General features: G+C 66.1%; 22 protein-coding genes. 13 read left to right on the plus strand and 9 right to left on the minus strand.

All coding sequences use genetic code 11. From position 1 onward, the window contains the following. Nucleotides 1-31: 31 nt before the first annotated feature. The gene (ilvA, locus tag FOC67_RS24315) at nt 32-1,546 is read right to left on the minus strand and encodes a threonine ammonia-lyase, biosynthetic (protein ID WP_003110582.1); all 1,515 of its coding nucleotides are present in this window, start codon (nt 1,544-1,546) and stop codon (nt 32-34) included. 258 nt (nt 1,547-1,804) lie between these two features. Between ilvA and rpiA the strand changes: the two genes are divergently transcribed. Next, complete coding sequence (gene rpiA / locus FOC67_RS24320) at nt 1,805-2,476, plus strand: ribose-5-phosphate isomerase RpiA (RefSeq protein WP_003084386.1); 672 nt, start codon at nt 1,805-1,807, stop codon at nt 2,474-2,476. A 122-nt stretch (nt 2,477-2,598) separates the two neighbouring features. Further along, nucleotides 2,599-2,931 (plus strand): YegP family protein, encoded by a 333-nt coding sequence (locus FOC67_RS24325; protein ID WP_003110581.1) that lies wholly within the window; start codon nt 2,599-2,601, stop codon nt 2,929-2,931. A 42-nt stretch (nt 2,932-2,973) separates the two neighbouring features. Here FOC67_RS24325 and FOC67_RS29855 read toward each other — a convergent pair whose 3' ends face one another. Continuing rightward, nucleotides 2,974-3,699 carry a CatB-related O-acetyltransferase gene (locus FOC67_RS29855; RefSeq protein WP_009315031.1) on the minus strand — a complete coding sequence of 242 codons (726 nt, stop codon included), beginning with the start codon at nt 3,697-3,699 and terminating at the stop codon, nt 2,974-2,976. Nucleotides 3,700-3,988: 289 nt separating this feature from the next. On the opposite strand from FOC67_RS29855, the gene FOC67_RS24335 reads away from it, so the two are divergent. After that, the gene (locus FOC67_RS24335) at nt 3,989-5,932 is read left to right on the plus strand and encodes an autotransporter outer membrane beta-barrel domain-containing protein (RefSeq protein ID WP_004364986.1); all 1,944 of its coding nucleotides are present in this window, start codon (nt 3,989-3,991) and stop codon (nt 5,930-5,932) included. A 38-nt stretch (nt 5,933-5,970) separates the two neighbouring features. Here the strand turns inward: FOC67_RS24335 and FOC67_RS24340 are convergent, their stop codons facing one another. Beyond that, nucleotides 5,971-6,936, minus strand: a complete 966-nt coding sequence (locus FOC67_RS24340; RefSeq protein ID WP_004364984.1) for an SdiA-regulated domain-containing protein — start codon at nt 6,934-6,936, stop codon at nt 5,971-5,973. 327 nt (nt 6,937-7,263) lie between these two features. On the opposite strand from FOC67_RS24340, the gene FOC67_RS24345 reads away from it, so the two are divergent. From FOC67_RS24345 to aphB, 6 genes are all read left to right on the plus strand, one after another. After that, nucleotides 7,264-8,313, plus strand: coding sequence for an ABC transporter ATP-binding protein (locus FOC67_RS24345; protein ID WP_009315029.1), 1,050 nt, complete (start codon nt 7,264-7,266; stop codon nt 8,311-8,313). Next, nucleotides 8,310-9,239, plus strand: a complete 930-nt coding sequence (locus FOC67_RS24350; RefSeq protein WP_003084369.1) for an ABC transporter permease — start codon at nt 8,310-8,312, stop codon at nt 9,237-9,239. The genes FOC67_RS24345 and FOC67_RS24350 overlap by 4 nt, the downstream gene beginning before the upstream one ends. After that, nucleotides 9,236-10,024 (plus strand): ABC transporter permease, encoded by a 789-nt coding sequence (locus FOC67_RS24355; protein WP_003084366.1) that lies wholly within the window; start codon nt 9,236-9,238, stop codon nt 10,022-10,024. Before FOC67_RS24350 ends, FOC67_RS24355 begins: the two co-directional genes overlap by 4 nt. A gap of 47 nt (nt 10,025-10,071) precedes the next feature. Next, nucleotides 10,072-11,115, plus strand: a complete 1,044-nt coding sequence (locus FOC67_RS24360; RefSeq protein WP_003084365.1) for an extracellular solute-binding protein — start codon at nt 10,072-10,074, stop codon at nt 11,113-11,115. A gap of 420 nt (nt 11,116-11,535) precedes the next feature. Then, nucleotides 11,536-12,930 carry an APC family permease gene (locus tag FOC67_RS24365; protein ID WP_009315028.1) on the plus strand — a complete coding sequence of 465 codons (1,395 nt, stop codon included), beginning with the start codon at nt 11,536-11,538 and terminating at the stop codon, nt 12,928-12,930. A gap of 15 nt (nt 12,931-12,945) precedes the next feature. Beyond that, nucleotides 12,946-13,980, plus strand: coding sequence for an acetylpolyamine amidohydrolase AphB (aphB, locus tag FOC67_RS24370; RefSeq protein WP_003110574.1), 1,035 nt, complete (start codon nt 12,946-12,948; stop codon nt 13,978-13,980). 80 nt (nt 13,981-14,060) lie between these two features. Here aphB and FOC67_RS24375 read toward each other — a convergent pair whose 3' ends face one another. The 4 genes from FOC67_RS24375 to FOC67_RS24390 form a co-directional block, all read right to left on the minus strand. Next, nucleotides 14,061-14,411, minus strand: a complete 351-nt coding sequence (locus FOC67_RS24375) for a NirD/YgiW/YdeI family stress tolerance protein (protein ID WP_003084357.1) — start codon at nt 14,409-14,411, stop codon at nt 14,061-14,063. A 61-nt stretch (nt 14,412-14,472) separates the two neighbouring features. Further along, on the minus strand, nt 14,473-15,462 hold the full coding sequence (locus FOC67_RS24380; protein WP_003128872.1) for an SdiA-regulated domain-containing protein: 990 nt from the start codon (nt 15,460-15,462) through the stop codon (nt 14,473-14,475). 98 nt (nt 15,463-15,560) lie between these two features. Next, nucleotides 15,561-16,226: a fumarylacetoacetate hydrolase family protein gene (locus FOC67_RS24385; protein ID WP_003110705.1), complete on the minus strand. Its 666-nt coding sequence runs from the start codon at nt 16,224-16,226 to the stop codon at nt 15,561-15,563. Between the two features lie 91 nt (nt 16,227-16,317). Beyond that, nucleotides 16,318-17,712: an FAD-binding oxidoreductase gene (locus FOC67_RS24390; RefSeq protein ID WP_003112948.1), complete on the minus strand. Its 1,395-nt coding sequence runs from the start codon at nt 17,710-17,712 to the stop codon at nt 16,318-16,320. 203 nt (nt 17,713-17,915) lie between these two features. Here FOC67_RS24390 and serA point away from each other — a divergent pair, with 203 nt between their 5' ends. Then, nucleotides 17,916-19,145 (plus strand): phosphoglycerate dehydrogenase, encoded by a 1,230-nt coding sequence (gene serA / locus FOC67_RS24395; protein WP_003084348.1) that lies wholly within the window; start codon nt 17,916-17,918, stop codon nt 19,143-19,145. 57 nt (nt 19,146-19,202) lie between these two features. On the opposite strand, the gene FOC67_RS24400 is transcribed toward serA, so the two are convergent. Further along, nucleotides 19,203-19,640 carry a DUF4399 domain-containing protein gene (locus tag FOC67_RS24400; RefSeq protein ID WP_003084345.1) on the minus strand — a complete coding sequence of 146 codons (438 nt, stop codon included), beginning with the start codon at nt 19,638-19,640 and terminating at the stop codon, nt 19,203-19,205. 292 nt (nt 19,641-19,932) lie between these two features. On the opposite strand from FOC67_RS24400, the gene FOC67_RS24405 reads away from it, so the two are divergent. Next, nucleotides 19,933-20,703: a cystine ABC transporter substrate-binding protein gene (locus FOC67_RS24405; protein ID WP_009315027.1), complete on the plus strand. Its 771-nt coding sequence runs from the start codon at nt 19,933-19,935 to the stop codon at nt 20,701-20,703. 71 nt (nt 20,704-20,774) lie between these two features. Further along, nucleotides 20,775-21,467 carry an amino acid ABC transporter permease gene (locus tag FOC67_RS24410; protein ID WP_003084339.1) on the plus strand — a complete coding sequence of 231 codons (693 nt, stop codon included), beginning with the start codon at nt 20,775-20,777 and terminating at the stop codon, nt 21,465-21,467. Between the two features lie 2 nt (nt 21,468-21,469). Here the strand turns inward: FOC67_RS24410 and FOC67_RS24415 are convergent, their stop codons facing one another. Further along, nucleotides 21,470-21,964, minus strand: a complete 495-nt coding sequence (locus FOC67_RS24415) for a DUF523 domain-containing protein (protein ID WP_003112945.1) — start codon at nt 21,962-21,964, stop codon at nt 21,470-21,472. Between the two features lie 265 nt (nt 21,965-22,229). Between FOC67_RS24415 and FOC67_RS24420 the strand changes: the two genes are divergently transcribed. Continuing rightward, nucleotides 22,230-22,784, plus strand: a complete 555-nt coding sequence (locus tag FOC67_RS24420; protein ID WP_009315025.1) for a DUF6160 family protein — start codon at nt 22,230-22,232, stop codon at nt 22,782-22,784. Nucleotides 22,785-22,798: the final 14 nt, after the last annotated feature.

Here is a 22,798-nt window from a genome sequence, read left to right on the forward strand (position 1 = left end):
TTAGCAGCCCGTGTCGGCGAGCCGCCGCGGGTCAGCCGAGGAACAGCTGGTAGGCCGGGTTGGCGGTCTCGTCCCAGTACGGATAGCCGATCGCCTCCAGGGTCTGCGGGATCAGGTGGCGCTCGTCTTCCGGCACCTGCAACCCGGCCACCACCCGGCCGTCGGCCGCGCCATGGTTGCGGTAGTGGAACATCGAGATGTTCCAGCGCCCGCCGAGCTTGGTGAGGAAGTTGAACAGCGCGCCGGGCCGCTCGGGGAATTCGAAGCGGAACACCATCTCGTCGCTGACTTTCACCGCATGACCGCCGACCATGTGGCGGATGTGCAGCTTGGCCAGTTCGTTGTCGGTCAGGTCGAGGACCGGGAAGCCCTTCTCGCGCAGATAGGCCACTAGCGCCTCGCGCGGGTCGTTTTCCGGGTGGGTCTGCACGCCGACGAAGATGTGCGCCTCGCTGCCGCTGTGGTAGCGATAGTTGAACTCGGTGATCTGGCGCTTGCCGACCGCCTCGCAGAAGGCCTTGAAGCTGCCCGGCCGCTCGGGAATGGTCACCGCGATGATCGCTTCGCGGCGCTCGCCCAGTTCGGCGCGTTCGGCGACATGCCGCAGGCGATCGAAGTTGACGTTGGCGCCGGAGTCGATCGCCACCAGGGTCTGCCCCTCGGCGCGCTCGCGCTCGACGTACTTCTTGATCCCGGCCACCGCCAGCGCGCCGGCCGGCTCGGTGATCGAGCGGGTGTCGTCGTAGATGTCCTTGATCGCCGCACAGATCTCGTCGGTGCTGACGGTGATCACTTCGTCGACGTGGTCCTTGCAGATGTCGAAGGTGTGCTGGCCGATCTGCGCCACCGCCACGCCGTCGGCGAACAGCCCGACCTGGCCCAGCACCACCCGCTCGCCGGCGGCCATGGCCGCCTGCAGGCAGTTCGACTCGTCCGGCTCGACGCCGATCACCTTGATCTCCGGACGCAGGTACTTGACGTAGGCGGCGATGCCGGCGACCAGTCCGCCACCGCCCACCGGGACGAAGATCGCATCGAGGCGGCCGGGCTGCTGGCGGAGGATCTCCATGGCCACGGTGCCCTGGCCGGCGATGGTGTCCGGATCGTCGTAGGGATGGACGAAGGTGTAGCCCTTCTCGTCGACCAGCTTCAGCGCGTGGGCCAGCGCCTCGGGGAAGGCGTCGCCGTGCAGCACCGCCTTGGCGCCGTGGGCGCGCACCGCCTGGACCTTGATCTCGGGGGTGGTCTTGGGCATCACGATGACCGCCCTGATCCCCTGCCGCTTGGCCGCCAGGGCCAGGCCCTGGGCGTGGTTGCCGGCCGAGGCGGCGATCACCCCGCGGGCCTTCTCCTCCTCGGTGAGCTGCGCGACCTTGTTGTAGGCGCCGCGGATCTTGAAGGAAAACACCGGCTGCAGGTCCTCGCGCTTGAGCAGGACCTGGTTGCCGAGGCGTTCGGACAACTGGCGGGCGGGTTGCAGGGGCGTTTCCACCGCGACGTCGTAGACGCGCGAGGTGAGGATCTTCTTGACGTATTGTTCGAGCATCGGAGGCGGTTCGGCGGACTTCACGGAAGCCCGGAGTCTACTCCAGGCCCGCCGGGCGGACTACCGGCGCGCCGCAGGAAAACACCGCGACTGCCGGTCATCCGGGGCAAGACCGGAGGACGCCAGGCCGCTATAATTCGTCCCTTCGTATCGCAGCGGCACAGGACGTGCCGGAAACCCGCCGGGCCGCCACGGCCGCGCGCACCCTCCGCCTGCGCCGCCGGGACGGCCGGCCAGGCAACCAGACAGGCACCCGGGATGAACCAGGATCAGCTCAAGCAGGCAGTGGCACAGGCCGCCGTCGACCACATTCTTCCGCACCTCGACAGCAAGAGCATCGTCGGCGTCGGCACAGGCTCCACCGCCAACTTCTTCATCGATGCCCTGGCCCGCCACAAGGCCGAGTTCGACGGCGCAGTGGCCAGTTCGGAGGCCACCGCCAAGCGCCTGAAGGAGCATGGCATCCCGGTCTACGAGCTGAACACGGTCAGCGAGCTGGAGTTCTACGTCGACGGCGCCGACGAAAGCAACGAGCGCCTGGAGCTGATCAAGGGCGGCGGTGCCGCGCTGACCCGCGAGAAGATCGTCGCCGCGGTGGCCAAGACCTTCATCTGCATCGCCGATGCCAGCAAGCTGGTACCCATCCTCGGCCAGTTCCCGCTGCCGGTGGAGGTCATCCCGATGGCTCGCAGCCACGTCGCCCGCCAACTGGTGAAGCTCGGCGGCGATCCGGTCTACCGCGAAGGCGTGCTGACCGACAACGGCAATATCATCCTCGACGTGCACAACCTGCGCATCGACAGCCCGGTGGAACTGGAAGAGAAGATCAACGCCATCGTCGGCGTGGTCACCAACGGCCTGTTCGCCGCCCGCCCGGCCGACCTGCTGCTGCTCGGCACCGCCGACGGCGTCAAGACCCTCAAGGCCTGAGCCCGCTCGCCCCAGGCCGATGACCGGTGCGGGGCGACACTGCAACAAAAGCGGCTACGCTGTGTCTCAGCAGACGGCTGGTCCGTTGCGATCCGCCGCACCCCGTGAACAAGGAGCTAGACATGGCAGCCAAATTCCATCTGAAGAAAGCGAAAGACGGCCAGTTCCACTTCAACCTGCATGCCGCCAACGGCGAGATCATTCTCACCAGCGAACTGTACAAGGCCAAGGACTCGGCGCTCGGCGGCATCGAGTCGGTGCGCAAGAACTCCCAGCGCGACGGTGCCTTCGAGGTCAAGCCGGCCAACAACGGCAAGTTCCACTTCGTGCTCAAGGCCACCAATGGCCAGGTCGTCGGCCAGAGCCAGCTCTATGCCAGCCAGGCCAACGCCGAAGCCGGCGTGCAGTCGGTGAAGCGCGCAGCGCCGGAAGCCGGCCTCAGCGACGAAAGCTGATCCAGCCCTGGCCGCCGTCGACGCCGGCGGCGGCTGCGGGCCTCAGGACAGCCATTCGATGGCGAACGGCTTGTGCCGGATGCGCAAGCGCCGCGCCTCCTGGCGCGCCTGCGGCGGCCGACGCTCCAGCGCCTCGACGCAGGCCTGCGGATCGTCCAGCGGCAATTCGCCGAGCACGTCCAGCGGCAACTCCCACCAGCGACTCGCCAGCAGTCGCTCGATCAGCTCCGGCGCGAAGCGATAGCGGAGTACCCGCGCCGGCGAACCCGCCACCACCGCGTAGGGCGGCACGTCGCGATTGACCAGCGATTGCGCGCCGATCACCGCGCCGGTGCCGATCTCCACCCCATCGAGGATCAGCGCGTCGCGCCCGATCCACACATCGTGGCCGATCCGCGCCGGGGTCGCTTCGTGCTCGGGCTGCAACGGCTTGCGCAACAGCTTCGGATTGGCGGTGAAGGCGTGGGTGCTCAGCCAGTGCATTGGATGCGAGCGGCGCGGCTGGCCGATCACCACCCCGGTGGCGATCGAGCAGAAGCGGCCGATGCTGGCCACCTCCAAGAACTCGCAGCCGCTGACCACGTCGGTATAGGCGCCGACCTCCAGTGCTGGCGAGTGGATCTTCGCCTTGCCCAGCTTCACGTTCGGCTCCAGCGTCACCTGCGTGCCGTCGCGCAGCGTCTCGACCCCGCTGGCCATGCGGCAACCGTGACGTGCCAGGGCCTTCTTCAGGCGACGGTTGAGCAGGGCTTCGCGGAAAATGTTCATGCGACGGGTATCCAGGAGATCGGCAGGGCGAGCACTGTAAATCGACCGCTCGCGGTTACCAAGCCCCGAAACGGGAAGTCACGCCCCAGTAGCGGCCATCGCCGGTAACACTACGTCCAGCACGAAGCTTCCTGCCCATCGCCAGGAGCGACGCTTCTTACAACCTGGCGACACCGCAGGTCGCCCAGGCGTCAATTCGTGCTCCAGGGACATGAAACGGTCCGCATCCTGCTTTCCGCGGCGCGAGCATCATTCGATGCACCATCGTACCGACACAGAGGAAAGTGCCGTGTTCAAACCATTAGCTGTCGCTGTAGGCCTGGGATGTGCTGCGCTGTCGTTGGGCGCCAACGCCTATCAATACGGGGAATACGCCGGGGAGACCCTGGAGCGCCTGATCACCGACTACCCGGGCCGCTATCGCGGCACCGCCAGCTTCGCCGGCGCCAGCGAACTGATGCAGTCGCGCCTGGGCTTCGGCTACCAGACCAGTCGCCAGGACTTCACCTGGGCCGGCAACCGCAGTTCGCAGAACGTCATCGCCTCGGCGCCCGGCAGCAGCGGGAAGTTCCTGGTACTCGGCGCGCACTACGACACCTACTACGGTCGCCCGACCCTGCAGGGCCTGGACGATAACGCCTCGGGCGCGGCGGTGCTCACCGAGATCGCCCGCAACCTCGGCGGCATCGCCCTGGAGAACGGCCTCGAGGTGGTCGGTTTCGGCGCCGAGGAGGAAGGCCTGCGCGGTTCGCGTGCCTACGTCGAGTCCCTCGACGCCAGCCAGCGCGCCAACCTGCTGGGAATGATCAACCTCGACAGCCTGGTCACCGGCGACAAGATGTACGCCCATGCCGGCTCCAACAGCGTGTCCAACCCGGCCCTCGGCGCCTACCGCGAACAGATCCTGCGCATCGCCCGCGAGCTGGACATCCCGCTGTTCACCAACCCCGGCCTGAACGCCGAATACCCGGCGGGTACCGGCTGCTGCAGCGACGGCGAAAGCTTCAACGGGATGGACATCCCGGTGTTGTTCATCGAGGCGACCAACTGGGAACTGGGCGACCTGGACGGCTACGAGCAGACCGACAACCCGGCGATTCCCGGCGGCTCAACCTGGCACGACCCGGCCGAGGACAACAAGGAAGTACTGACCAACGCCCTCGGCCAGGAGCGCATCGAGCAACGCATGCGCGACTTTTCCCGCCTGCTGACGCGCCTGGTGCTGGAGCTGACCAACGCCGACCTGCTGGCCTCCACCGCCTCCGGCGGCGCCCTGGCGCGGCAGATGGAAGACCAGTTGCAGCGCCAGCACCAGGCACTGACCCGCCTGCACGACCGCCGCTGGCTGACCCTGCTCGGCAGCAACCGGCCGGTAGGCAGCTTCGACGGCGAGGTGGGCGCGGAGGGCGAGGTCTCGCCGGACAGCGGTTTCGACATGCCTGGCGATCCGGAGTCCAGGCGCGCCGGCGTGCATCTGCTCGGCGACTACCGCTACAGCGAGGCCCTGACCCTCGGCGGCAGCCTGGCCTTCCAGCGCAGCCGCGACAAGCTGGACCATGGCGGGCGCATCGAGGGCGACACCTGGCAGCTCGGCCTGTTCGGCCTGTACAACGACGGCGGTCCGGAATGGCTGGCCGGCGAGCTGAACCTCGGGCATACCCGCTACGACAGCAAGCGTTCGGTCTACCTCCAGGCCGCCGGCGGCCCGGTGCTGCTCGACCAGCGTCTGTCGGGCGACACCTCGGCCTGGTCCTGGGGCGCCCGGCTGGAAGGCGGCTATGACTTCAGCTTCGGCGAACTGCGGAGCGGGCCGCTGGCCGGTCTCGACTACATGCGCTACCGCATCGACGACTTCCGCGAGGACGAGGCCCTGCGTACCGCACTCGGCTACGAGAAGCAGGACTACGACTCGCTGGAGGCGAGCCTCGGCTGGCGCCTGCGCGGCGAGCTGGCGCTGGGTGCGAGAATGCGCCTGCAACCCTACGCCAGCCTGCGCTGGGTCCGCGAGCTGGCGGACGGACGCCTGGAGGACATGGACCTGACCAGCCGCGGCGACGGGCGTGTCCGGGTCGCCGACATGGGCGGCGTGGACAAGGATTTCGGCCGCGCCCAGCTTGGCGCGCAACTGGCGATCACCGAGCAGCTCGGGGTCTTCGCCGAAGCCAACAGCCGCTTCGCCCACAGCGAAGGCAACCAGGCGGGCTATTCGCTCGGGGTGAACTGGCAGTTCTGAGCGGTCCAGGGGACGCTCCTGCCGTCCCCGCATCCGCGTCAGGGCTGCGCCGGCTCGTCCTTGCTGAACACGTAGAACAGGTTCGGCTCGCTGACCAGGTAGAGCACGCCACGGTCGTCCATCGCCACGCCCTCGGCCTGCGGCACGCTGCGCTTCAGGCCGTGCATGCCGCGCAGCAGCGACAGGGTGCTGACCGGCTCGCCGTCGGTGTCCAGCTCGACTACCAGGCGCGACTCGTCGGACAACGCCAGCAGGTGCCCGGTGCCCTCGTCGAACTGCAGGCTGGACAGGTCGCGGACGAACAGGCGCTTGTCGCGCCCGGGGTCGTCCACCACGTGCACGGCGAACGGTTTGTCCGCCTGGGTGTGGGGGAAACCGTGGATCTCGTAGATGCGCACCGGGTCGCGCTCCTTGGCGACGAACAGGCGCTTGCCCTCGGCGTCGTAGGCCAGCCCCTCGAAACCCTTGTTGCCGTTGAGGCCGATACCCAGCGAAAGCTGCTGGGCATCGGCAGCGTCGATGAAGCGCGTATCGTCCTCCAGGCGCACCTTGACCAGGCGTTGCTGGCGCTCGTCGGTGATCACGTAGACACCGCGGCTGATGTACTCGATGGCCTCGGCGTCGCCGAAGCCGGTCAGCGGGATGGTCCGCAGTACCTTGCCCTGCAAGGACAGCTCGATGATCTGCGCCGGCTGGTTGGTCACGGTGAACAGGGTGCGCCGGTCGGGATCGAAGGTCAGCGCGGAAACGTCGTCGTTCAACCCCTCGATGGGCTGCGCCTCGATCCGCACGCGGTAGTCCGGCAGCCATATCGAGCGCTCTTTCCAGGCATCGGCGTGACGCCACTCCTGGACAGCGAACCAGGCCCGGTCGAAGACGCGGAAGCTCTGGCCGAGAAGGACCAGCGCGGTCAGCGCGACCAGCAGGACGGCCAGCAGCAGACGGCGAGGCGTAAAAGCTCGGGACATTGAAAACGGCTCGGGAGTTTGGGCGTGGATAGTCATAGCATAGAGCCTGTACGCTGTATGGAAACGGGCTGCGCCCGACCTTTCCTACGCAAGCTACGGCTCCAGGCTGAAGCCAAGCTTAAAGTCAGCCAGCCGCCCGGGCGACTCGGACAGGTCCGAGTTTCCTGTCCGAAAGAGACGACAAGAGAGCATCCGCAGTCTTCTTCCAGCGCCACCAGATTGGCCTGTTCGATCCCTTATTGGCCGCATCTATCGTTCTGCGCCCGCGGCGCCCCGGTCATTATCGAACCGCAGCAGGTGAAGCGGGCCCCAGAAACCGCAAAACCTCAACAATAACAACTGCTTGACTGCATGGAATTCAGCATGACCAGCGCGATAGCCATCGAGCGGATCTGCATGGAATTCGGTACCCCCGGCCAAGGCCTGAAGGCCCTTGACGATGTGTCCCTGGATATCCACGCCAACGAATTCTTCACCCTCCTCGGCCCTTCCGGCTGCGGCAAGACCACCCTCCTCCGCCTCATCGCCGGCTTCGAACAGCCCAGTTCCGGCAGCATCCGCCTCTATGGCGAACGCATGGAAGGCCTGCCGCCGTTCCGCCGCCCGGTCAACACGGTGTTCCAGAGCTATGCGCTGTTCCCGCACATGAGCGTCGCCGACAACATCGGCTTCGGCCTGGAGATGCAGGGCCGCCCGCGCAGCGAGATCGGCGCCACCGTGAGCCGCATGCTCGAGCTGGTGAAGCTGCCGGAGGTCGGCAAGCGCCGCGCCGACCAGTTGTCCGGTGGCCAGCAGCAACGCATCGCCCTGGCCCGCGCGCTGGCCAGCCGGCCCAAGGTGCTGCTGCTCGACGAGTCGCTGTCGGCGCTGGACCTGAAGCTGCGCAAGGAAATGCAGATCGAGCTGAAGCGCCTGCAGCACGAGACCGGGATCACCTTCATCTTCGTCACCCATGACCAGGAGGAAGCGCTGACCATGTCCGACCGCATCGCGGTGATGAGCAAGGGCAAGGTGCTGCAGGTCGGCACACCCAGCGACATCTACGAGGCGCCGCTGAACCGGGCGGTCGCCGACTTCATCGGCGAAACCAACTTCCTCGAGGGCCAGGCCGACGCCGACGGCGTGCGCCTGGCGGACGGCCAGCGGCTGGCCGCGACGACCCCGGGCAGCGGCGCGGTGACCCTGGCGATCCGCCCGGAGCGCACCGAACTGGCCGCCGACGGCCAGTTGGAAGGCGTGCTGGAAAACGTCGTCTATGTCGGCACCGATACCGTCTACCACCTGAACGTGGCCGGCCAGCCGGGCTTCCGCGTGCGCCAGCAGAACCGCGACGGCGCACGCTGCCCGCACAGTCCGGGGGCGAAGGTGCGGGTGCGGGTTCCCGCCGCCGCCATCCGGGTGCTCGCCGAATGAGCGCCACCGGCCGACCTTCCGCGCAACAGTCGGCCGAACGCCGGCAGCTGCGTCGGCGCCTGCTGCTGAGCAGCCCGGCGATGCTGATGCTGGTGCTGTTCCTGGTGATCCCGCTGGGCATCATGTTCGCCGTGTCGATCCAGCAGTCCGGCGACTACGGCGGGGTGAAGTGGGGCCAGCACAGCCTGGAGGCCTACCTCAATTTCCTCTGGGAACGCGACCTGGACGACAGCCTGGTGTTCAACGCCGACTACCTGGGCATCTTCCAGCGCTCGTTCTGGCTGTCGCTGCTGACCACCCTCGGCTGCCTGGCACTCGGCTTCCCCACCGCGCTGTACCTGGCGTTGCAGCCGGAACGCCGGCGCAACCTGCTGCTGTTCCTGGTCACCGTGCCGTTCTGGACCAACCTGCTGGTGCGGGTCTACGCCTGGATCCTGCTGCTGCGCAACGGCGGGCTGGTGGACGCCGGCCTGCAAGGCATCGGCCTGACCGACACCGGGCTGGGGCTGCTCTATACCGACAACGCGGTGATCATCGGCCTCCTTTATACCTACCTGCCGTTCATGGTGCTGCCGATCTACACCAGCCTGGAAAAGATGGACTGGCGCCTGGTGGAGGCGGCATTCGACCTCGGCGCCAACCGCTGGAAAGCGCTGCGCCGGGTGATCGTGCCGCTGGCGATGCCGGGGATAGTCGCCGGCTGCATCCTGGTATTCATCCCGGCCCTGGGCAGCTACATCATTCCGGAATTGCTCGGCGGCGGTAAGGCGCTGATGATCGGCAACCTGATCCAGCTGCAATTCGGTACCGCGCACAACTGGCCCTTCGGCGCCGCCCTTTCGTTCGCCCTGCTGGCCTTCGTCCTGCTGGCGATGCTGATCCACAACCTGCGCTTCCGGGCCAACGCCGGCGGAGGCCAGCCATGAACGGCCGCAATCCACTCTGGACCTTCAGCGGAGTGCGCCAGGCCGCCTGGCTGTTCTTCGCCTTCCTCTACATCCCGATCCTGGTGCTGGTAGCGCTCAGCTTCAACAGCGGCCAGTCGGCGACGCTCTGGGAAAGCTTCAGCCTGAAATGGTACGCGGTGGTGGCCAACGATCCGGAAATCCTCCGCGCGGCGAAGAACTCGCTGATCGTCGCCACCCTCGCCACCCTGGCCTCGACCGTCCTGGCCACCCTCGCCGCGCTGGGCATGCGTGGTCGCGCCTTCCGCGGACAGACCCTGATGAACGGCGTGCTCGGCCTGCCGCTGCTGGTGCCGGAGATCGTCACCGCGGTGGCGACCCTGATGTTCTTCTCCTTCATCGGCCTGAAGCTGTCGTTGTTCACCATCCTCATCGCCCACATCGTGTTCTGCATCCCCTTCGCCTACCTGCCGATCCGCGCCCGCCTGGAGGGCCTGGACCCGCGCCTGGCGGAGGCCGCCGCCGACCTCTACGCCTCGCCGTGGAAGGCCTTCTGGAAAATCACCCTGCCGCTGCTGATGCCCGGCGTGCTGTCCGGGGCGATGCTCGCGTTCATCATCTCGATGGACGATTTCGTCATCACCTATTTCGTCGCCGGCGCCGGCGCAACCACCCTGCCGGTGTACATCTTCAGCTCCATCCGCATGGGCATATCCCCGAAGATCAATGCGATTTCATCGATCATCCTCATGATTTCCATCGCCTTCGTCGCCCTGTCGTACTACCTCGGCCAACGCCGCCGCTGAGAACCTGCCTCCACGAAGAAAAAACAGAAGATCGCCAGGAGTCCACCATGACCTACCGCACACCGCTCACCCTGCTCTTCGCCGCCGGTCTAGCCCTGGGCGGCCAGGCTCGCGCCGAAGGCACCCTGCACTTCGCCAACTGGTCGGACTACTACCCGCCGGAGTTGCTGAAGAAGTTCGAGAAGGACACCGGGATCAAGGCCACCCTCGACGCCTACGACAGCAACGAGACGCTGCTGGCCAAGCTCAAGGCCGGAGGCGGCGCCTACGACGTGGTGGTGCCGTCGGACAGTTTCATAGAAATATTCGTCAAGGAGGGGCTGCTGCAAAAGCTCGACAAGAGCCAGTTGCCGAGCCTGGGCAATCTGAAGGAAAACTTCCGGACCCTTGGCTTCGATCCCGGCCACGACTACAGCATTCCCTATCTCTGGGGCACCACCGGCTACAGCTACGATACGGCGAAGGTGCCGGGCGGCAGGCTGGAAGAAAGCTGGAAGCCGTTCTTCGAACCACCAGCCGAGCTGAAAGGCAAGGTGGTGGCGCTGAACTCCATCGAGGAACTGTTCATTCCCGCCACCTACTACCTCGGCATCGACGAATGCACCGAGGACGCCAGGGAAGCGCAGAAGGTCCTCGACCTGCTGCTCAGGCAAAAGCCGGCGCTGGCCATGTACAACAGCGACGGCACCATCGAGCGCATGGCCGCCGGCGAGGTCGCCATGCACCAGCAGTGGAACGGCGCCTTCCACCGCGCCCACGCCCAACGCGCCAGCCTCGAATACGTCTATCCGAAGGAAGGCATCCGGCTGTTCATCGACAACTTCGCGATTCCGCGCGACGCCAGCAACGTCAAGGAAGCCCACGTCTTCATCGACTGGATGATGCGCCCGGAGAACATCGCCGCCGCCTCCAACTTCGCCAAGTACAACAACGCCATCGTCGGCTCGGAGAAATTCATGGAGAAGGCGCTGTTCGACGACCCGGCGATCAACACCCCGCAGGACAAGCTCGACCGCCTGAAGCCGTTCAAGCTCTGCTCGCCGAAAGCCCTGGCGTTGCGCAGCAAGGTCTGGACCAAGCTTAAGAAATGATCGACGCGGCGCTGGCGGCCAGCTCGCGCCAGCGCTGGCCGGCCAGCCAGTTTGGCCATCTCGATCCCTTTTTGACCGTCTACAGGGTTCTCCCCGGCGAAACCGGATTGCTAGAGTCGAACCGCGCCCTCCTCGAGGGGTCGCCCGGAGCCGCGGAAACGGCGCCGGCAGAGCCCAAGGGAACCTCGCGACCGCGAGCTAGAAATCCAACAAGAACGCTTCCTGAGAACGCCATGAACACTATCGACGCCCCAACGCCCGTGCCCGCACACGCCGCGCGCCCTCTCGTCACTGCCATTTCCACCGACCCGACGGAAACCCCAGCGGTTTTCCACTAGCCCGTCCATTCACCCGGCGCAGGAAAGGTCCGCCCACGCGGCCGCCTGCGGGATCGATACGGCATTTCGCGAGGAGCGGAACATGGCCAGCCAACGCAACAACGGCATCCTCATCGGCGGCAAGCGCCCCGAGTACGTCCACAGCGCCCAGGGCACCGGCCTGCGGCGCATCCTCGGGCTCCCCGCCCTGGTCTTCTTCGGGCTGGTCTACATGGTTCCGCTGACCATGTTCACCACCTACGGGGTAGTCACCGAGATCACCGGCGGTCGCACCGCCAGCGCCTACCTGATCACCCTGGCGGCGATGCTCTTCACCGCCTTTTCCTACAGCTTCATGGTGAAGAAATATCCCATCGCCGGCTCGGCCTATTCCTATACCAGCCTCAGCTTCGGCCCCTGCGTCGGCTTCCTCGCCGGCTGGTCGCTGCTGCTCGACTACCTGTTCCTGCCGATGATCAACTACCTGCTCATCGGCCTGTTCCTCAACATCGCCTTCCCGATGGTGCCGGCCTGGATCTTCGTGCTCGCGGCGATCGGCCTGGTCACCGTGCTCAACGTGATCGGCATCAGCTCGGTGGCCGGCATGAGCAACGTGATCGTCGGCGCCCAGTTCGTCTTCGCCGTGGTGTTCGTCGCCATGGCGGTCAAGCACCTGGCCGGCATCCCCTCGCTGGACCTGAGCCTGCCCTTCGTCGGCGACGGCAGCCAGCCGGGCTTCGCCCCGTTGATGGCCGGCGCGGCGGTGCTGTGCCTGTCGTTCCTCGGCTTCGACGCGGTCTCGACCCTGGCCGAGGAAACCCGCGACCCGCAACGCGACATCCCGCGCGCCATCGTCATCACCACGGTCGGCGCCGGCCTGCTGTTCACCGTGCTGGCGGTCTTCAGCCAACTGGTGTTCCCCGGCAGCGTATTCCAGGACGCCGAGTCGGCGGCCAACGAAGTGATGCTGGCGGCCGGCGGCAAGTTCCTCGCCAGCTTCTTCACCGCCGCCTACGTCGCCGGCGCCGCCGGCTCGGCACTGGCCTCGCAGGCCTCGGTGTCGCGCATCCTCTACAGCATGGGCCGCGACGGCATCCTGCCGCGGCGCGTGTTCGGCAGCCTCTCGGAACGCTTCAAGACGCCAGTGATCGCGATCCTGGTGGTCTCGGTGATTTCCCTGCTGGCGGTGGTCATCGACCTCACCACCCTGGCCTCGATGATCAGCTTCGGCGCGCTGGTGGCGTTCTCCGCGGTGAACCTGGCGGTGATCCGCAGCTACCTGCTGCTCGACGGCCGCCGCGCCCCGCGCGACCTGCTGCGCTACGGGCTGGTGCCGGCCATCGGCCTGGGCCTGACCCTGTGGCTGTGGACCAGCCTCTCGGCGCTGACCCTGGTGATCGGCCTGACCTGGTTCGCCGCCGGCCTCGCCTACCTGGCGTTGCATACCGGCGGTTTCCGCCGCAAGGCGCCGACCGTGACCTTCTCCGAACAGAACTGAGCCCGGGAGCCCGACATGCTGACCATCTACAGCGACGACCATCGCCTGCACCACGGCCGGCACGAACTGATCGGCGGCCAGTTCACCCCCTGCTTCGAAAAACCCAGCCGCGCCGACATGGTCCTCGACCGCGTGAAGGCCGTCGGCCTCGGCGAAGTCCGCGCACCGCGCGACTTCGGCCTGGAACCGATCCGCCGGGTGCACAGCGAGGGTTTCGTGCGTTTCCTGCAGAACGCCTGGCAGGACTGGCTGGCCACCGGCCGCAGCCACGACATGCTGCCGATCGCCTGGCCGACCCGGCGCCTGCGGCAGACGGAGCCGGACAACATCGACGGTCGCCTCGGCTACTACTCCTTCGACGCCGGCGCGCCAATCACCGCCGGGACCTGGCAGGCGATCACCAGTTCGGCCAACGTCGCCCTCAGCGGCCAGTCCGAACTCGCCAACGGCGCGCGCTCGGTATTTTCGCTCTGTCGCCCGCCGGGCCACCACGCCGCGGCCGACTACATGGGCGGCTATTGCTTCTTCAACAATGCCGCCATCGCCGCCCAGGCCTTCCTCGACCGGGGCGCCGGGCGGGTGGCGATCCTCGACGTCGACTACCACCATGGCAACGGCACCCAGGACATCTTCTACGACCGCGCCGATGTGCTGTTCACCTCGATCCACGGCGATCCGCGCTTCGAATACCCCTATTTCCTCGGCTACGCCGACGAGAAGGGCAACGGCGTCGGCACCGGCTACAACTTCAACTACCCACTGGCGGCCGGCAGCGACTGGGCGACCTGGAGCCAGGCGCTGCAGGCGGCGATCCGGCAGATCCAGGCCTATGCGGCGGACGTCCTGATCGTTTCCCTGGGGGTGGATACCTTCAAGGAGGACCCGATTTCCCAGTTCCGCCTGGACAGCCCCGACTACCTGCGCATGGGCGAAGCCATCGGCAAGCTCGGCCTGGCCACGCTGTTCGTGATGGAGGGAGGCTACGCGGTGGAGGAAATCGGGATCAACGCGGTGAACGTGCTACAGGGTTTCGAAGGGGTTCACCGGTAAGCCCGCCCGCAACTTCGCCCGGTCGGAACGCGAAACGGCCCGCCTCCCGGAAGAGAGGCGGGCCGTTTCGATTCAGGGCCTTACTTGATCACTTCGACGAACTCGACGTCGATCTCGCGGCCGACCAGGTCGCGGTCGACTTCGCCGGTCAGCTTGACCCGGGTCTTGTCGTTGATTTCCATCGGCGGGAAGTCTTCGTCGTCGATCTCGACCTTCATGCTGCCGGTGGCGTCGCGGAACTCGTAGATGTCGCCCTTGATGCGCTTGACGATGGTGCCCTGGAGGACCACCGGGGTGTCGTCGGCGGCTTCCAGCGCGGCCTTCACCGTGGTGGTGGTCGGGGTAGCGCCCGGGCCGGTATAGCCAGCGGCCAGGGTGACGGTGGAGAACAGGCCGATGGCAGCGATGAGGGGCAGGTGACGAAGTTTCATGGGTAACGCCTCGTAGTTGGTTTCGATGGGTCCAGGCTACGAAGCCTTGCTGAAACCAGGCTTAATCGGCATCGCTGGTGGCCAGGCGCTCGCCGCTCTTCTTGCGGAACACGTAGAACAGGTTCGGCTCGCTGACCATGTAGATGGTGCCCTCGTCGTCGATGGCCACCCCTTCGGCGCGCGGGATCTTGCTGTCCAGGCCGTTGAAGCCGCCGAGCAGGCTGATGAAGCTGACCGGCTCGCCCTTCTCGTCCAGCTCCAGCAGCAGATGCGATTCGGCCGACAGCACCAGCGTATGCCCGGTACGCGGGTCGACGCTGAGCGCCGAGACGTTGCGCATGTAAAGGTCGTCGCTCGGTAGCGCGGTCATCGCCCCGCTCAGGCTCGGCCCGCCGTCGCTCTTCCAGCTGAACAGGGTCATCGGATCGCGCTCCTTGCTCAGCAACAGACGCTGCTGGCGCGGATCCCAGGCGATGCCCTCGAAGCCCTTGTTCTTCTTGCCGATATTGCCCAGCGGGAATTCGGCCAGGCTCTTGGTGCTCAGCTCGGCGGTCTGCGGGTCGACATGGAAGATGGTCAGGGTATTGCGGCGCTCGTCGGTCACTGCGACGTTGCCGTTCTCCAGCACCGCCACGCCTTCGGGATTGCTCAGGCCGAGCAGCGGGATGGTGCGCAGCACGTCGCCGGTGAGCGACAGCTCCACCAGCAGCGGCCGCTTGCCGGTAACGGTGAACAGGGTCCTGGTTGCCGGGTTGTAGGCCAGGTCCGAGGTTTCGTCCTCTTCCAGGCCCTGCAACGGCTTGGCGTCGATCACCACCCGATAGCCCGGCAGCCAGATGCTTTCGTCGCGCTGCTGCTGGCTGGCCTGGCTTTCCTTCCACCAAAGGCCGGCGCGATCGTCCCAATGCATGACGATGGTCAGCACCACGCCGACGAGCACGACGAACGCCGGCAGCAGCCAGCGGAAACGGGGAAGCTTGGAGGCAAGGGACATGGGCGAGGCTCGACTGTTTGGCCAGGTGTTTTCTTGGGCGTCGCCATGAAAGGGCATTGCCCCCGGCCTGTCAATCGAAGCGTCGGCCAGCCGACCGACAGTCGCTTCCGCTGCCGGCGCTAGGGAGGTCGGCCGCCCCCGGCGGCCGCAGCGGTTCAGAGCACGCGGGTCTCGAAACGGCTGGCGCCCGGCAATTCGAGCAGCAACTCGTCGCCGCTGTTCAGCGGCCCGACCCCGGACGGCGTGCCGGTCAGCACCACATCGCCGGCCTGTAGCGAGAAATGCCCGGCGATGTGCTGGATCAGCGGCACGATCGGATTGAGCATGTCGCGGCTGTTGCCGTCCTGGCGCACCTCGCCGTTGATGGTCAGGCGGATGCCGATGTCGGTCGGGTCGGGAAACTGGTCGGCGTTCACGAACGGCGACAGCACGCCGGCGCCATCGAAGCTCTTTGCCAGCTCCCAGGGCAGGCCCTTTTCCTTCAGTTTCGCCTGGACCTCGCGCAAGGTCAGGTCCAGCGCCGGCGCATAGCCGGAGATCGCGTCGAGGACCTCCTCGCGGTTCGGCTTGCGCGACAGCGGCTTGCCGATCAGCACGGCGATTTCCGCCTCGTAGTGTACCGAGCCGCGCTCCTGCGGCAGGCTCAGCCCGCCGCTCACCGGCACCACGCAGGAGCCGGGCTTGATGAACAGCAGCGGCTCGGTGGGAACCGGGTTGTTCAGTTCCTTGGCGTGTTCGGCGTAGTTGCGCCCGACGCAGACCAGCTTGCCCAGGGGGAAGTGGATCGGGGTGCCGTCGATATATTGATGCTGGTAACTCATTTACCGACTCCTGAACGGGTGGAAAGGCATCCGTGGCGCCCGCCACAGACGAGAAGGGCCGGATGACCGGCCCTCTGCGTTGCGAAACCTGCTACTCGGCGAAGATCTTGCCGGGATTCATGATCCCGTTGGGGTCGAACACCGCCTTCAGTGCCTTCATATAGGCAATTTCGGTTTCCGAGCGGGTGTAGGTCAAGTAGTCGCGCTTGGTCATGCCCACGCCATGCTCGGCGGAAATCGAGCCGTTGTACTTCTCGACGGTCTCGAACACCCACTTGTTGACGGTCGCGCACTTGGCGAAGAACTCGTCCTTGCCGAGGTTTTCCGGCTTGAGGATGTTCAGGTGCAGGTTGCCGTCGCCGATGTGGCCGAACCACACCACCTCGAAGTCCGGGTAGTTGGCCTCGACGATGGCGTCGATGTCCTTGAGGAAGGCGGGCACCCGGGAAACCGTGACCGAGATGTCGTTCTTGTACGGCGTCCAGTGGGAGATGGTCTCGGAGATGTACTCGCGCAGCTTCCACAGGTTCTGCAACTGCTGCTCGCTCTGGCTCATCACCCCGTCCAGCACCCAGCCTTGCTCGACGCAGTGCTCGAAGGTGGCCAGCGCTTCGTTGGCGACTTCCTCGGTGGTCGCCTCGAACTCCAGCAGGGCGTAGAACGGGCAGTCGGTCTCGAACGCCCGCGGTACGTCGCCACGGGCCAGGACCTTGGCCAGGGCCTTGTCGGAGAAGAACTCGAAGGCGGTCAGGTCGAGCTTGCTCTGGAAGGCATGCAGCACCGGCATGATCGAGTCGAAGTCGGGCGTGCCGAGGACCATAGCGGTGAGGTTCTTCGGCGTGCGCTCCAGGCGCATGGTCGCCTCGACCACGAAGCCCAGGGTGCCTTCGGCGCCGATGAACAGCTGGCGCATGTCGTAGCCGGTGGCGTTCTTGATCAGGTCCTTGTTCAGCTCGAGCAGGTCGCCCTTGCCGGTGACGACCTTCATCCCGGCCACCCAGTTACGGGTCATGCCGTAGCGAATGACCTTGATCCCGCCGGCATTGGTGCCGATATTGCCGCCGATCTGGCTGGAACCGGAAGAAGCGAAGTCAACCGGGTAGTACAGGCCGTTTTCCTCGGCGAAGGTCTGCAGTTGCTTGGTAACCACGCCCGGCTGGCAGACTACGGTACGGTCGAAGGCATTGAAGTCGAGTATCCGGTTCATGTAGTCGAAGGCCACCACGACTTCGCCGTTGGCCGCCACGGCCGCGGCGGAGAGCCCGGTACGACCGCCCGACGGGACCAGACCGACCTTGTGCTGGTTGGCCCAGCGGACGATCGCCTGGACCTGCTCGACGCTCTTGGGGAACACGATGGCCAGCGGCGCAGGGGCGAAATGCTTGGTCCAGTCCTTGCCGTAGGCGTCCAGGGAGGCGGCGTCGTCGAGCAGCTTGCCAGGCTCGACCAGGGGCTTGAGCGATTCGATCAGGGCTTCGCGGGTCATTCGGGAACTCTCAAATGATTCATGGTCGCCCTGAGAACAACTCAGGTCGCAACCGGGCAAGGAAAAGGGAGAACATGCTAGCATACGCCCCCCGCGCTTAGTGCCTCTGGGCGCCGAGTTGCGGGTGCCGGCCAGCGCCGGCCGGACCCGCTTCGCGCAGTTCGCTTTCCAGCCACTTCCTCCGGGACAACAGGTTTACGCAGATGAGCAAGACCTCTCTCGACAAGAGCAAGATCAAGTTCCTTCTTCTCGAAGGTGTCCACCAGAACGCCGTGGACACGCTGAAGGCCGCCGGCTACACCAACATCGAGTACCTCAAGACCGCGCTTTCCGGCGATGAGCTGAAGGAAAGGATCGCCGATGCGCACTTCATCGGCATTCGCTCCCGCACCCAGCTGACCGAAGAGGTCTTCGACTGCGCGAAGAAACTGATCGCGGTCGGCTGCTTCTGCATCGGCACCAACCAGGTCGACCTCAACGCCGCTCGCGAACGCGGTATCGCCGTGTTCAACGCGCCCTACTCGAACACCCGCTCTGTGGCTGAGCTGGTACTGGCCGAGGCGATCCTGCTGCTGCGCGGCATCCCGGAAAAGAACGCTTCCTGCCATCGCGGCGGCTGGATCAAGAGCGCGGCGAACTCCTTCGAGATCCGTGGCAAGAAGCTCGGCATCGTCGGCTACGGTTCGATCGGCACCCAGCTCTCGGTACTCGCCGAGGCCCTGGGCATGCAGGTGTTCTTCTACGACACCGTGACCAAGCTGCCGCTGGGCAACGCGGTGCAGATCGGCAGCCTGCACGAGCTGCTGGGCATGTCCGACATCGTCTCGCTGCACGTTCCCGAACTGCCCTCCACCCAGTGGATGATCGGCGAGAAGGAAATCCGCGCGATGAAGAAGGGCGGCATCCTGATCAACGCCGCGCGCGGCACCGTGGTCGAGCTGGACCACCTGGCCGCCGCGATCAAGGATGAGCACCTGATCGGCGCCGCCATCGACGTGTTCCCGGTCGAGCCGAAATCCAACGACGAGGAATTCGCCAGCCCGCTGCGTGGCCTGGACCGGGTGATCCTGACCCCGCACATCGGCGGCTCCACCGCCGAGGCACAGGCCAACATCGGCCTGGAAGTGGCGGAGAAGCTGGTCAAGTACAGCGACAACGGCACCTCGGTGTCCTCGGTCAACTTCCCCGAAGTGGCCCTGCCGTCGCACCCGGGCAAGCACCGCCTGCTGCACATCCACGCCAACATCCCCGGCGTGATGAGCGAGATCAACAAGGTCTTCGCCGACAACGGCATCAACGTTTCCGGCCAGTACCTGCAAACCAACGATAAGGTCGGCTACGTGGTGATCGACGTCGACGCCGAGTACTCCGACCTGGCCCTGGAGAAACTCCAGCAGGTCAACGGCACCATCCGTAGCCGCGTGCTGTTCTAAGGCAGCGTCCGGCGGAAAGGAAAAAGGAGGCCCAGCGGCCTCCTTTTTTCGTTTCCGTCACTTGACGGTAACGGTGATCTTCTCCGACTCCACGGTCGGCTCCAGCGGCACGTGGTTCTTGTCGCCCACCAGCAGTTGCAGGGTGTGCTTGCCCGGCGGCAGGGTGATCTCGGTTTCGGTCTGGCCCTTGCCGAAGTGGCGGATGTTGTCGGTCATCGGCAGCGGCAGGTTCATCGCCGGCTGCTCCTTCAGGTCCACCAGCAGGTGATGGTGGCCGGTATCCGGCATGTCGACGCCGGCCGGCGCCACGCCCATGCCTTTCAGGCCGAATTTCACGGTGAAGGTCTTGTCGACGGTTGCACCATCGGCCGGCGTGATGAAATACACTTTCGCCCCTTCGGGCGCCTTAGTCCGAGGCAGGTCGGCAGCCATCAGGCTGGCGGATGCGCCGAACATCAGGGCGGCTAGACCGAGGCAAGGCAATGTCACTCTCATGGGAGTCTCCTGTTTTCACTTCCGTTAGCACCCGGGAAACGCCACTGGACGGAATTTCCCCGGCACTCTTCGTGCCTTCCGAATCAGGGAAAGGCATCGCTGGCACAGCGATTTCCACTGCGAAGCCCGTGTTAGAGCGGCGCTCGCGCACATAATCCGGGTCAATGCCCGCAACCCCTGGAAAGACCGCATGCAACCCAGTAGGTTCGCGATTGTCCAGGACGCGGGCCCGGCTAAGCTGAACGAACAGCATAGGCCCGACCGACGTTCATTCCCACCCGAGGAGTACTACATGCGATTTCTGCCCCGCCTGCTGATGCTGGTATCCCTGGCCGCCCCGCTGGCCCATGCCGAGCTGCTCGACGACGTCCACCAGCGCGGCGCCCTGCGCATCGCCCTGGAGGGCACCTATCCGCCGTTCAACTTCAAGCAGGGCGGCAAGCTCACCGGCTTCGAGACCGAACTGGGCGAACTGCTGGCCGCCGAACTGGCGGTCAAGCCGGAATTCGTCACCACCGAATGGAGCGGCATCCTCGCCGGCCTGCAGAGCGGCAAGTACGACATCGCGCTGAACCAGGTCTCGGTGAACGAGCAGCGGCGCAAGGTCTTCGACTTCAGCGAGCCATACACCATCTCCAGCGCCCAGTTGATCGTGCGCGCCGACGAAACCCGCCAGTTCAGGTCGCTGGAAGACCTCAAGGGCCTCAAGCTCGGCGTCGGCCAGGGCACCAACTACGCCGACCTGGCGAAGTCGGTGGCCGGCGTCAACGTGCGCACCTATCCGGGCGCCCCGGAATACCTGCAGGACCTGGCCAGCAAGCGTATCGACGCGGCGCTCAACGACCGCCTGCTGATCCCCTTCGCCATCCGCGAGGCCAAGCTCCCGGTCAAGCCCGGCGCGGCGGTGGGACCGGTGGCGAACATGGCGATTCCCTACCGGAAGAACAACCCGAAGTTCGGCGAGGCGCTGAACGCGGCGCTGGAGAAGATCAAGGCCGACGGCCGCTTCGCCAAGCTCTCGGAAAAGTGGTTCGGCCTGGACGTCAGCCAGCCGCCGAAGTGAGTTCCCGCCCGAACGGGGGAAGCGGCCGCGTCCGAGGGACGCGGCCGTCGTGTTTGTCGATGGAGTGTTGAATGAATTCGCTGCAGAAATTGCTCGAATGGCTCGCCAACCTGGTCGAGCTGCTCGGGATGGCCTGGCCCTTCCTGCTCCAGGGCGCGATGTATACCGTGCTGTTCGCCGCGGTATCGATGGTCCTGGGCCTGATCCTCGGCTTCAGCGTCGCGGTGGTCCGGGTGACCAAGGTGCCGGTGGTCTCGCAGATCGCCGCGGTCTACGTCAGCGCCTTCCGCGGGACGCCACTGCTGGTGCAGATCTTCGTCCTGTACTACGGGCTGCCGAGCGTCGGCATCGAGTTCACCCCGGTCACCGCGGGCATCCTGGCGCTGACCCTGAATGTCGCGGCCTATCTCTCGGAGTCCATGCGCGGGGCGATCCTCGGCATCGACAAGGGACAATGGGAAGCCGGGCTCTCGGTCGGCCTGACCTGGGGCCAGACCCTGTGGAACATCATCACCCCGCAGGCCCTGCGCCTGGCGGTGCCGAGCCTGTCGAACAGCCTGATCAGCCTGATCAAGGACACCTCGCTGATCTCCGTGATCACCGTGACCGAACTGATGCTGGCGACCAAGGAGGTCATCGCCGAGACCTTCCAGCCGCTGCCGCTCTATCTCGCCGCCGCCGGGATCTACTGGCTGCTTTCGGCACTCTTCGAGCGTGTGCAGAAAGCCCTGGAGAACCGCCTGACCGCGCCGCTGCGGCGCTGAGTTCAGCCGCCGGCGTCGAGGCCGGCCAGGCAGACCGCGGCGCGGTCCAGTTCATCCTCGTTGAATACCAGCACGCCCATGCGCTTGAGGGCGGCGGCGGTAACGCCCTCGCCGGCGACCCGGTTGCCGTTGAAGCGCCCGTCGTAGTTCTCCAGGTTGCCGCAGGACGGACTGCGCGCCTTGAGCACGGCCATCCGGATGTCATGGCGGCGGACCAGCTCCACTGCCGCCTCCGCACCCAGCAGGAATGCTTCGCTGACATCCTCGCCGTCGACGGTGAAGACCCGGTTCAGCCGGTCCAGCACTTCGCCGCCCTGGCCGCCGGGGATCTCCGCTGGCGGGCGGGGCGTCGGCAGGCCTCCGGCGACCTCCGGGCAAAGGGCGACGATCCGCCCCTGCGCATGCCAGCGCGAGAGCAGGTCGAACGGGCCATGGCTGCCACCGTCGTAGCGCACCAGGTGGCCCAGCAGGCAACGGCTGACCAGAACCTTCTGCATGGATGCTCCACCCCTTTGACAGGCACACAGAGTAGCCTGCCGCTCACCGATGGTCACGCCCGGTAACAGTAGCCGGGAAGCACCGGGGAAACCCGCCCTCGACCCAACCGGAGTTAGGCCTCGCGGTAGCGCTCCAGCGCCCGTATGGCGGGGACCAGGGCTATTTCTTGCCGATCCTTAGGATAGAACTGCGGGCGGCCCATGGCGAACCTCCGCCGCCCCGAGCAGACTGGCTTCCCGCGCAACCGCGAAGGACCCGCCCGTCATGCTCCCGACCCGCTCGCTTCTACCGTTTTTCCTGGCCCCCGCGCTGCTCGCCAGCGCTGCCAGCCAGGCGGCCATGGAGGCCCTGGACAACGACAGTCTCAGCCAGGTCACCGGCCAGGCCGGCATCAGCCTGCGCCTGGACCTGCGCGCCGGCGCGGCCAGGGTCGCCTGGGTGGACGACGGCGGCAGCCTCTCGCTGCGCAACCTGGTGATCGACAACGGCTGCGTGAAGGTCGGCGACTGCCCGGACGGGCGCGGCGGCAACATCCCCCTGGGCGCCGCCCAGCTCGGCCTGAGCCTGCCGATCTTCGGCGTCGAGCAGCCGACCCTGGCACTGGACGTGACCACCGGCAGCGGCGGCGGGCAGCAACTGGCGATCAGCCTGCCGGACCTCGCCACCATCAACGACCAGTTGATCGCCAGCGGCCTGCCGGCGCAGCGCATCCGCCTGCGGGTGGCCAGCGACCTGTACATCGGTGACAACTCGATCGGCCGCATCGAACTGCGCGACATCACCGACCTGCGCGGCACGATCAAGGTCTGGGGTCACTGAGGCGGCGACGCCGC

It is taken from the genome of Pseudomonas sp. FDAARGOS_761, assembly GCF_013343155.1.
Lineage (GTDB): Bacteria > Pseudomonadota > Gammaproteobacteria > Pseudomonadales > Pseudomonadaceae > Pseudomonas > Pseudomonas aeruginosa.

Bases quoted from the DNA above. Each gene is read 5' to 3' on its own strand.
- FOC67_RS24365 (WP_009315028.1), top strand. From the start codon at position 11,536: ATGGCCAGCCAACGCAACAACGGCATCCTCATCGGCGGCAAGCGCCCC.
- rpiA (WP_003084386.1), top strand. From the start codon at position 1,805: ATGAACCAGGATCAGCTCAAGCAGGCAGTGGCACAGGCCGCCGTCGAC.
- FOC67_RS24400 (WP_003084345.1), bottom strand. From the start codon at position 19,640: ATGAGAGTGACATTGCCTTGCCTCGGTCTAGCCGCCCTGATGTTCGGC.
- FOC67_RS24350 (WP_003084369.1), top strand. From the start codon at position 8,310: ATGAGCGCCACCGGCCGACCTTCCGCGCAACAGTCGGCCGAACGCCGG.
- FOC67_RS24405 (WP_009315027.1), top strand. From the start codon at position 19,933: ATGCGATTTCTGCCCCGCCTGCTGATGCTGGTATCCCTGGCCGCCCCG.
- FOC67_RS24410 (WP_003084339.1), top strand. From the start codon at position 20,775: ATGAATTCGCTGCAGAAATTGCTCGAATGGCTCGCCAACCTGGTCGAG.
- ilvA (WP_003110582.1), bottom strand. From the start codon at position 1,546: ATGCTCGAACAATACGTCAAGAAGATCCTCACCTCGCGCGTCTACGAC.
- FOC67_RS24380 (WP_003128872.1), bottom strand. From the start codon at position 15,462: ATGCCCTTTCATGGCGACGCCCAAGAAAACACCTGGCCAAACAGTCGA.
- FOC67_RS24390 (WP_003112948.1), bottom strand. From the start codon at position 17,712: ATGACCCGCGAAGCCCTGATCGAATCGCTCAAGCCCCTGGTCGAGCCT.
- FOC67_RS24360 (WP_003084365.1), top strand. From the start codon at position 10,072: ATGACCTACCGCACACCGCTCACCCTGCTCTTCGCCGCCGGTCTAGCC.
- FOC67_RS24345 (WP_009315029.1), top strand. From the start codon at position 7,264: ATGACCAGCGCGATAGCCATCGAGCGGATCTGCATGGAATTCGGTACC.
- FOC67_RS24375 (WP_003084357.1), bottom strand. From the start codon at position 14,411: ATGAAACTTCGTCACCTGCCCCTCATCGCTGCCATCGGCCTGTTCTCC.
- FOC67_RS24385 (WP_003110705.1), bottom strand. From the start codon at position 16,226: ATGAGTTACCAGCATCAATATATCGACGGCACCCCGATCCACTTCCCC.
- serA (WP_003084348.1), top strand. From the start codon at position 17,916: ATGAGCAAGACCTCTCTCGACAAGAGCAAGATCAAGTTCCTTCTTCTC.
- FOC67_RS29855 (WP_009315031.1), bottom strand. From the start codon at position 3,699: ATGAACATTTTCCGCGAAGCCCTGCTCAACCGTCGCCTGAAGAAGGCC.
- FOC67_RS24325 (WP_003110581.1), top strand. From the start codon at position 2,599: ATGGCAGCCAAATTCCATCTGAAGAAAGCGAAAGACGGCCAGTTCCAC.
- aphB (WP_003110574.1), top strand. From the start codon at position 12,946: ATGCTGACCATCTACAGCGACGACCATCGCCTGCACCACGGCCGGCAC.
- FOC67_RS24420 (WP_009315025.1), top strand. From the start codon at position 22,230: ATGCTCCCGACCCGCTCGCTTCTACCGTTTTTCCTGGCCCCCGCGCTG.
- FOC67_RS24340 (WP_004364984.1), bottom strand. From the start codon at position 6,936: ATGACTATCCACGCCCAAACTCCCGAGCCGTTTTCAATGTCCCGAGCT.
- FOC67_RS24415 (WP_003112945.1), bottom strand. From the start codon at position 21,964: ATGCAGAAGGTTCTGGTCAGCCGTTGCCTGCTGGGCCACCTGGTGCGC.
- FOC67_RS24355 (WP_003084366.1), top strand. From the start codon at position 9,236: ATGAACGGCCGCAATCCACTCTGGACCTTCAGCGGAGTGCGCCAGGCC.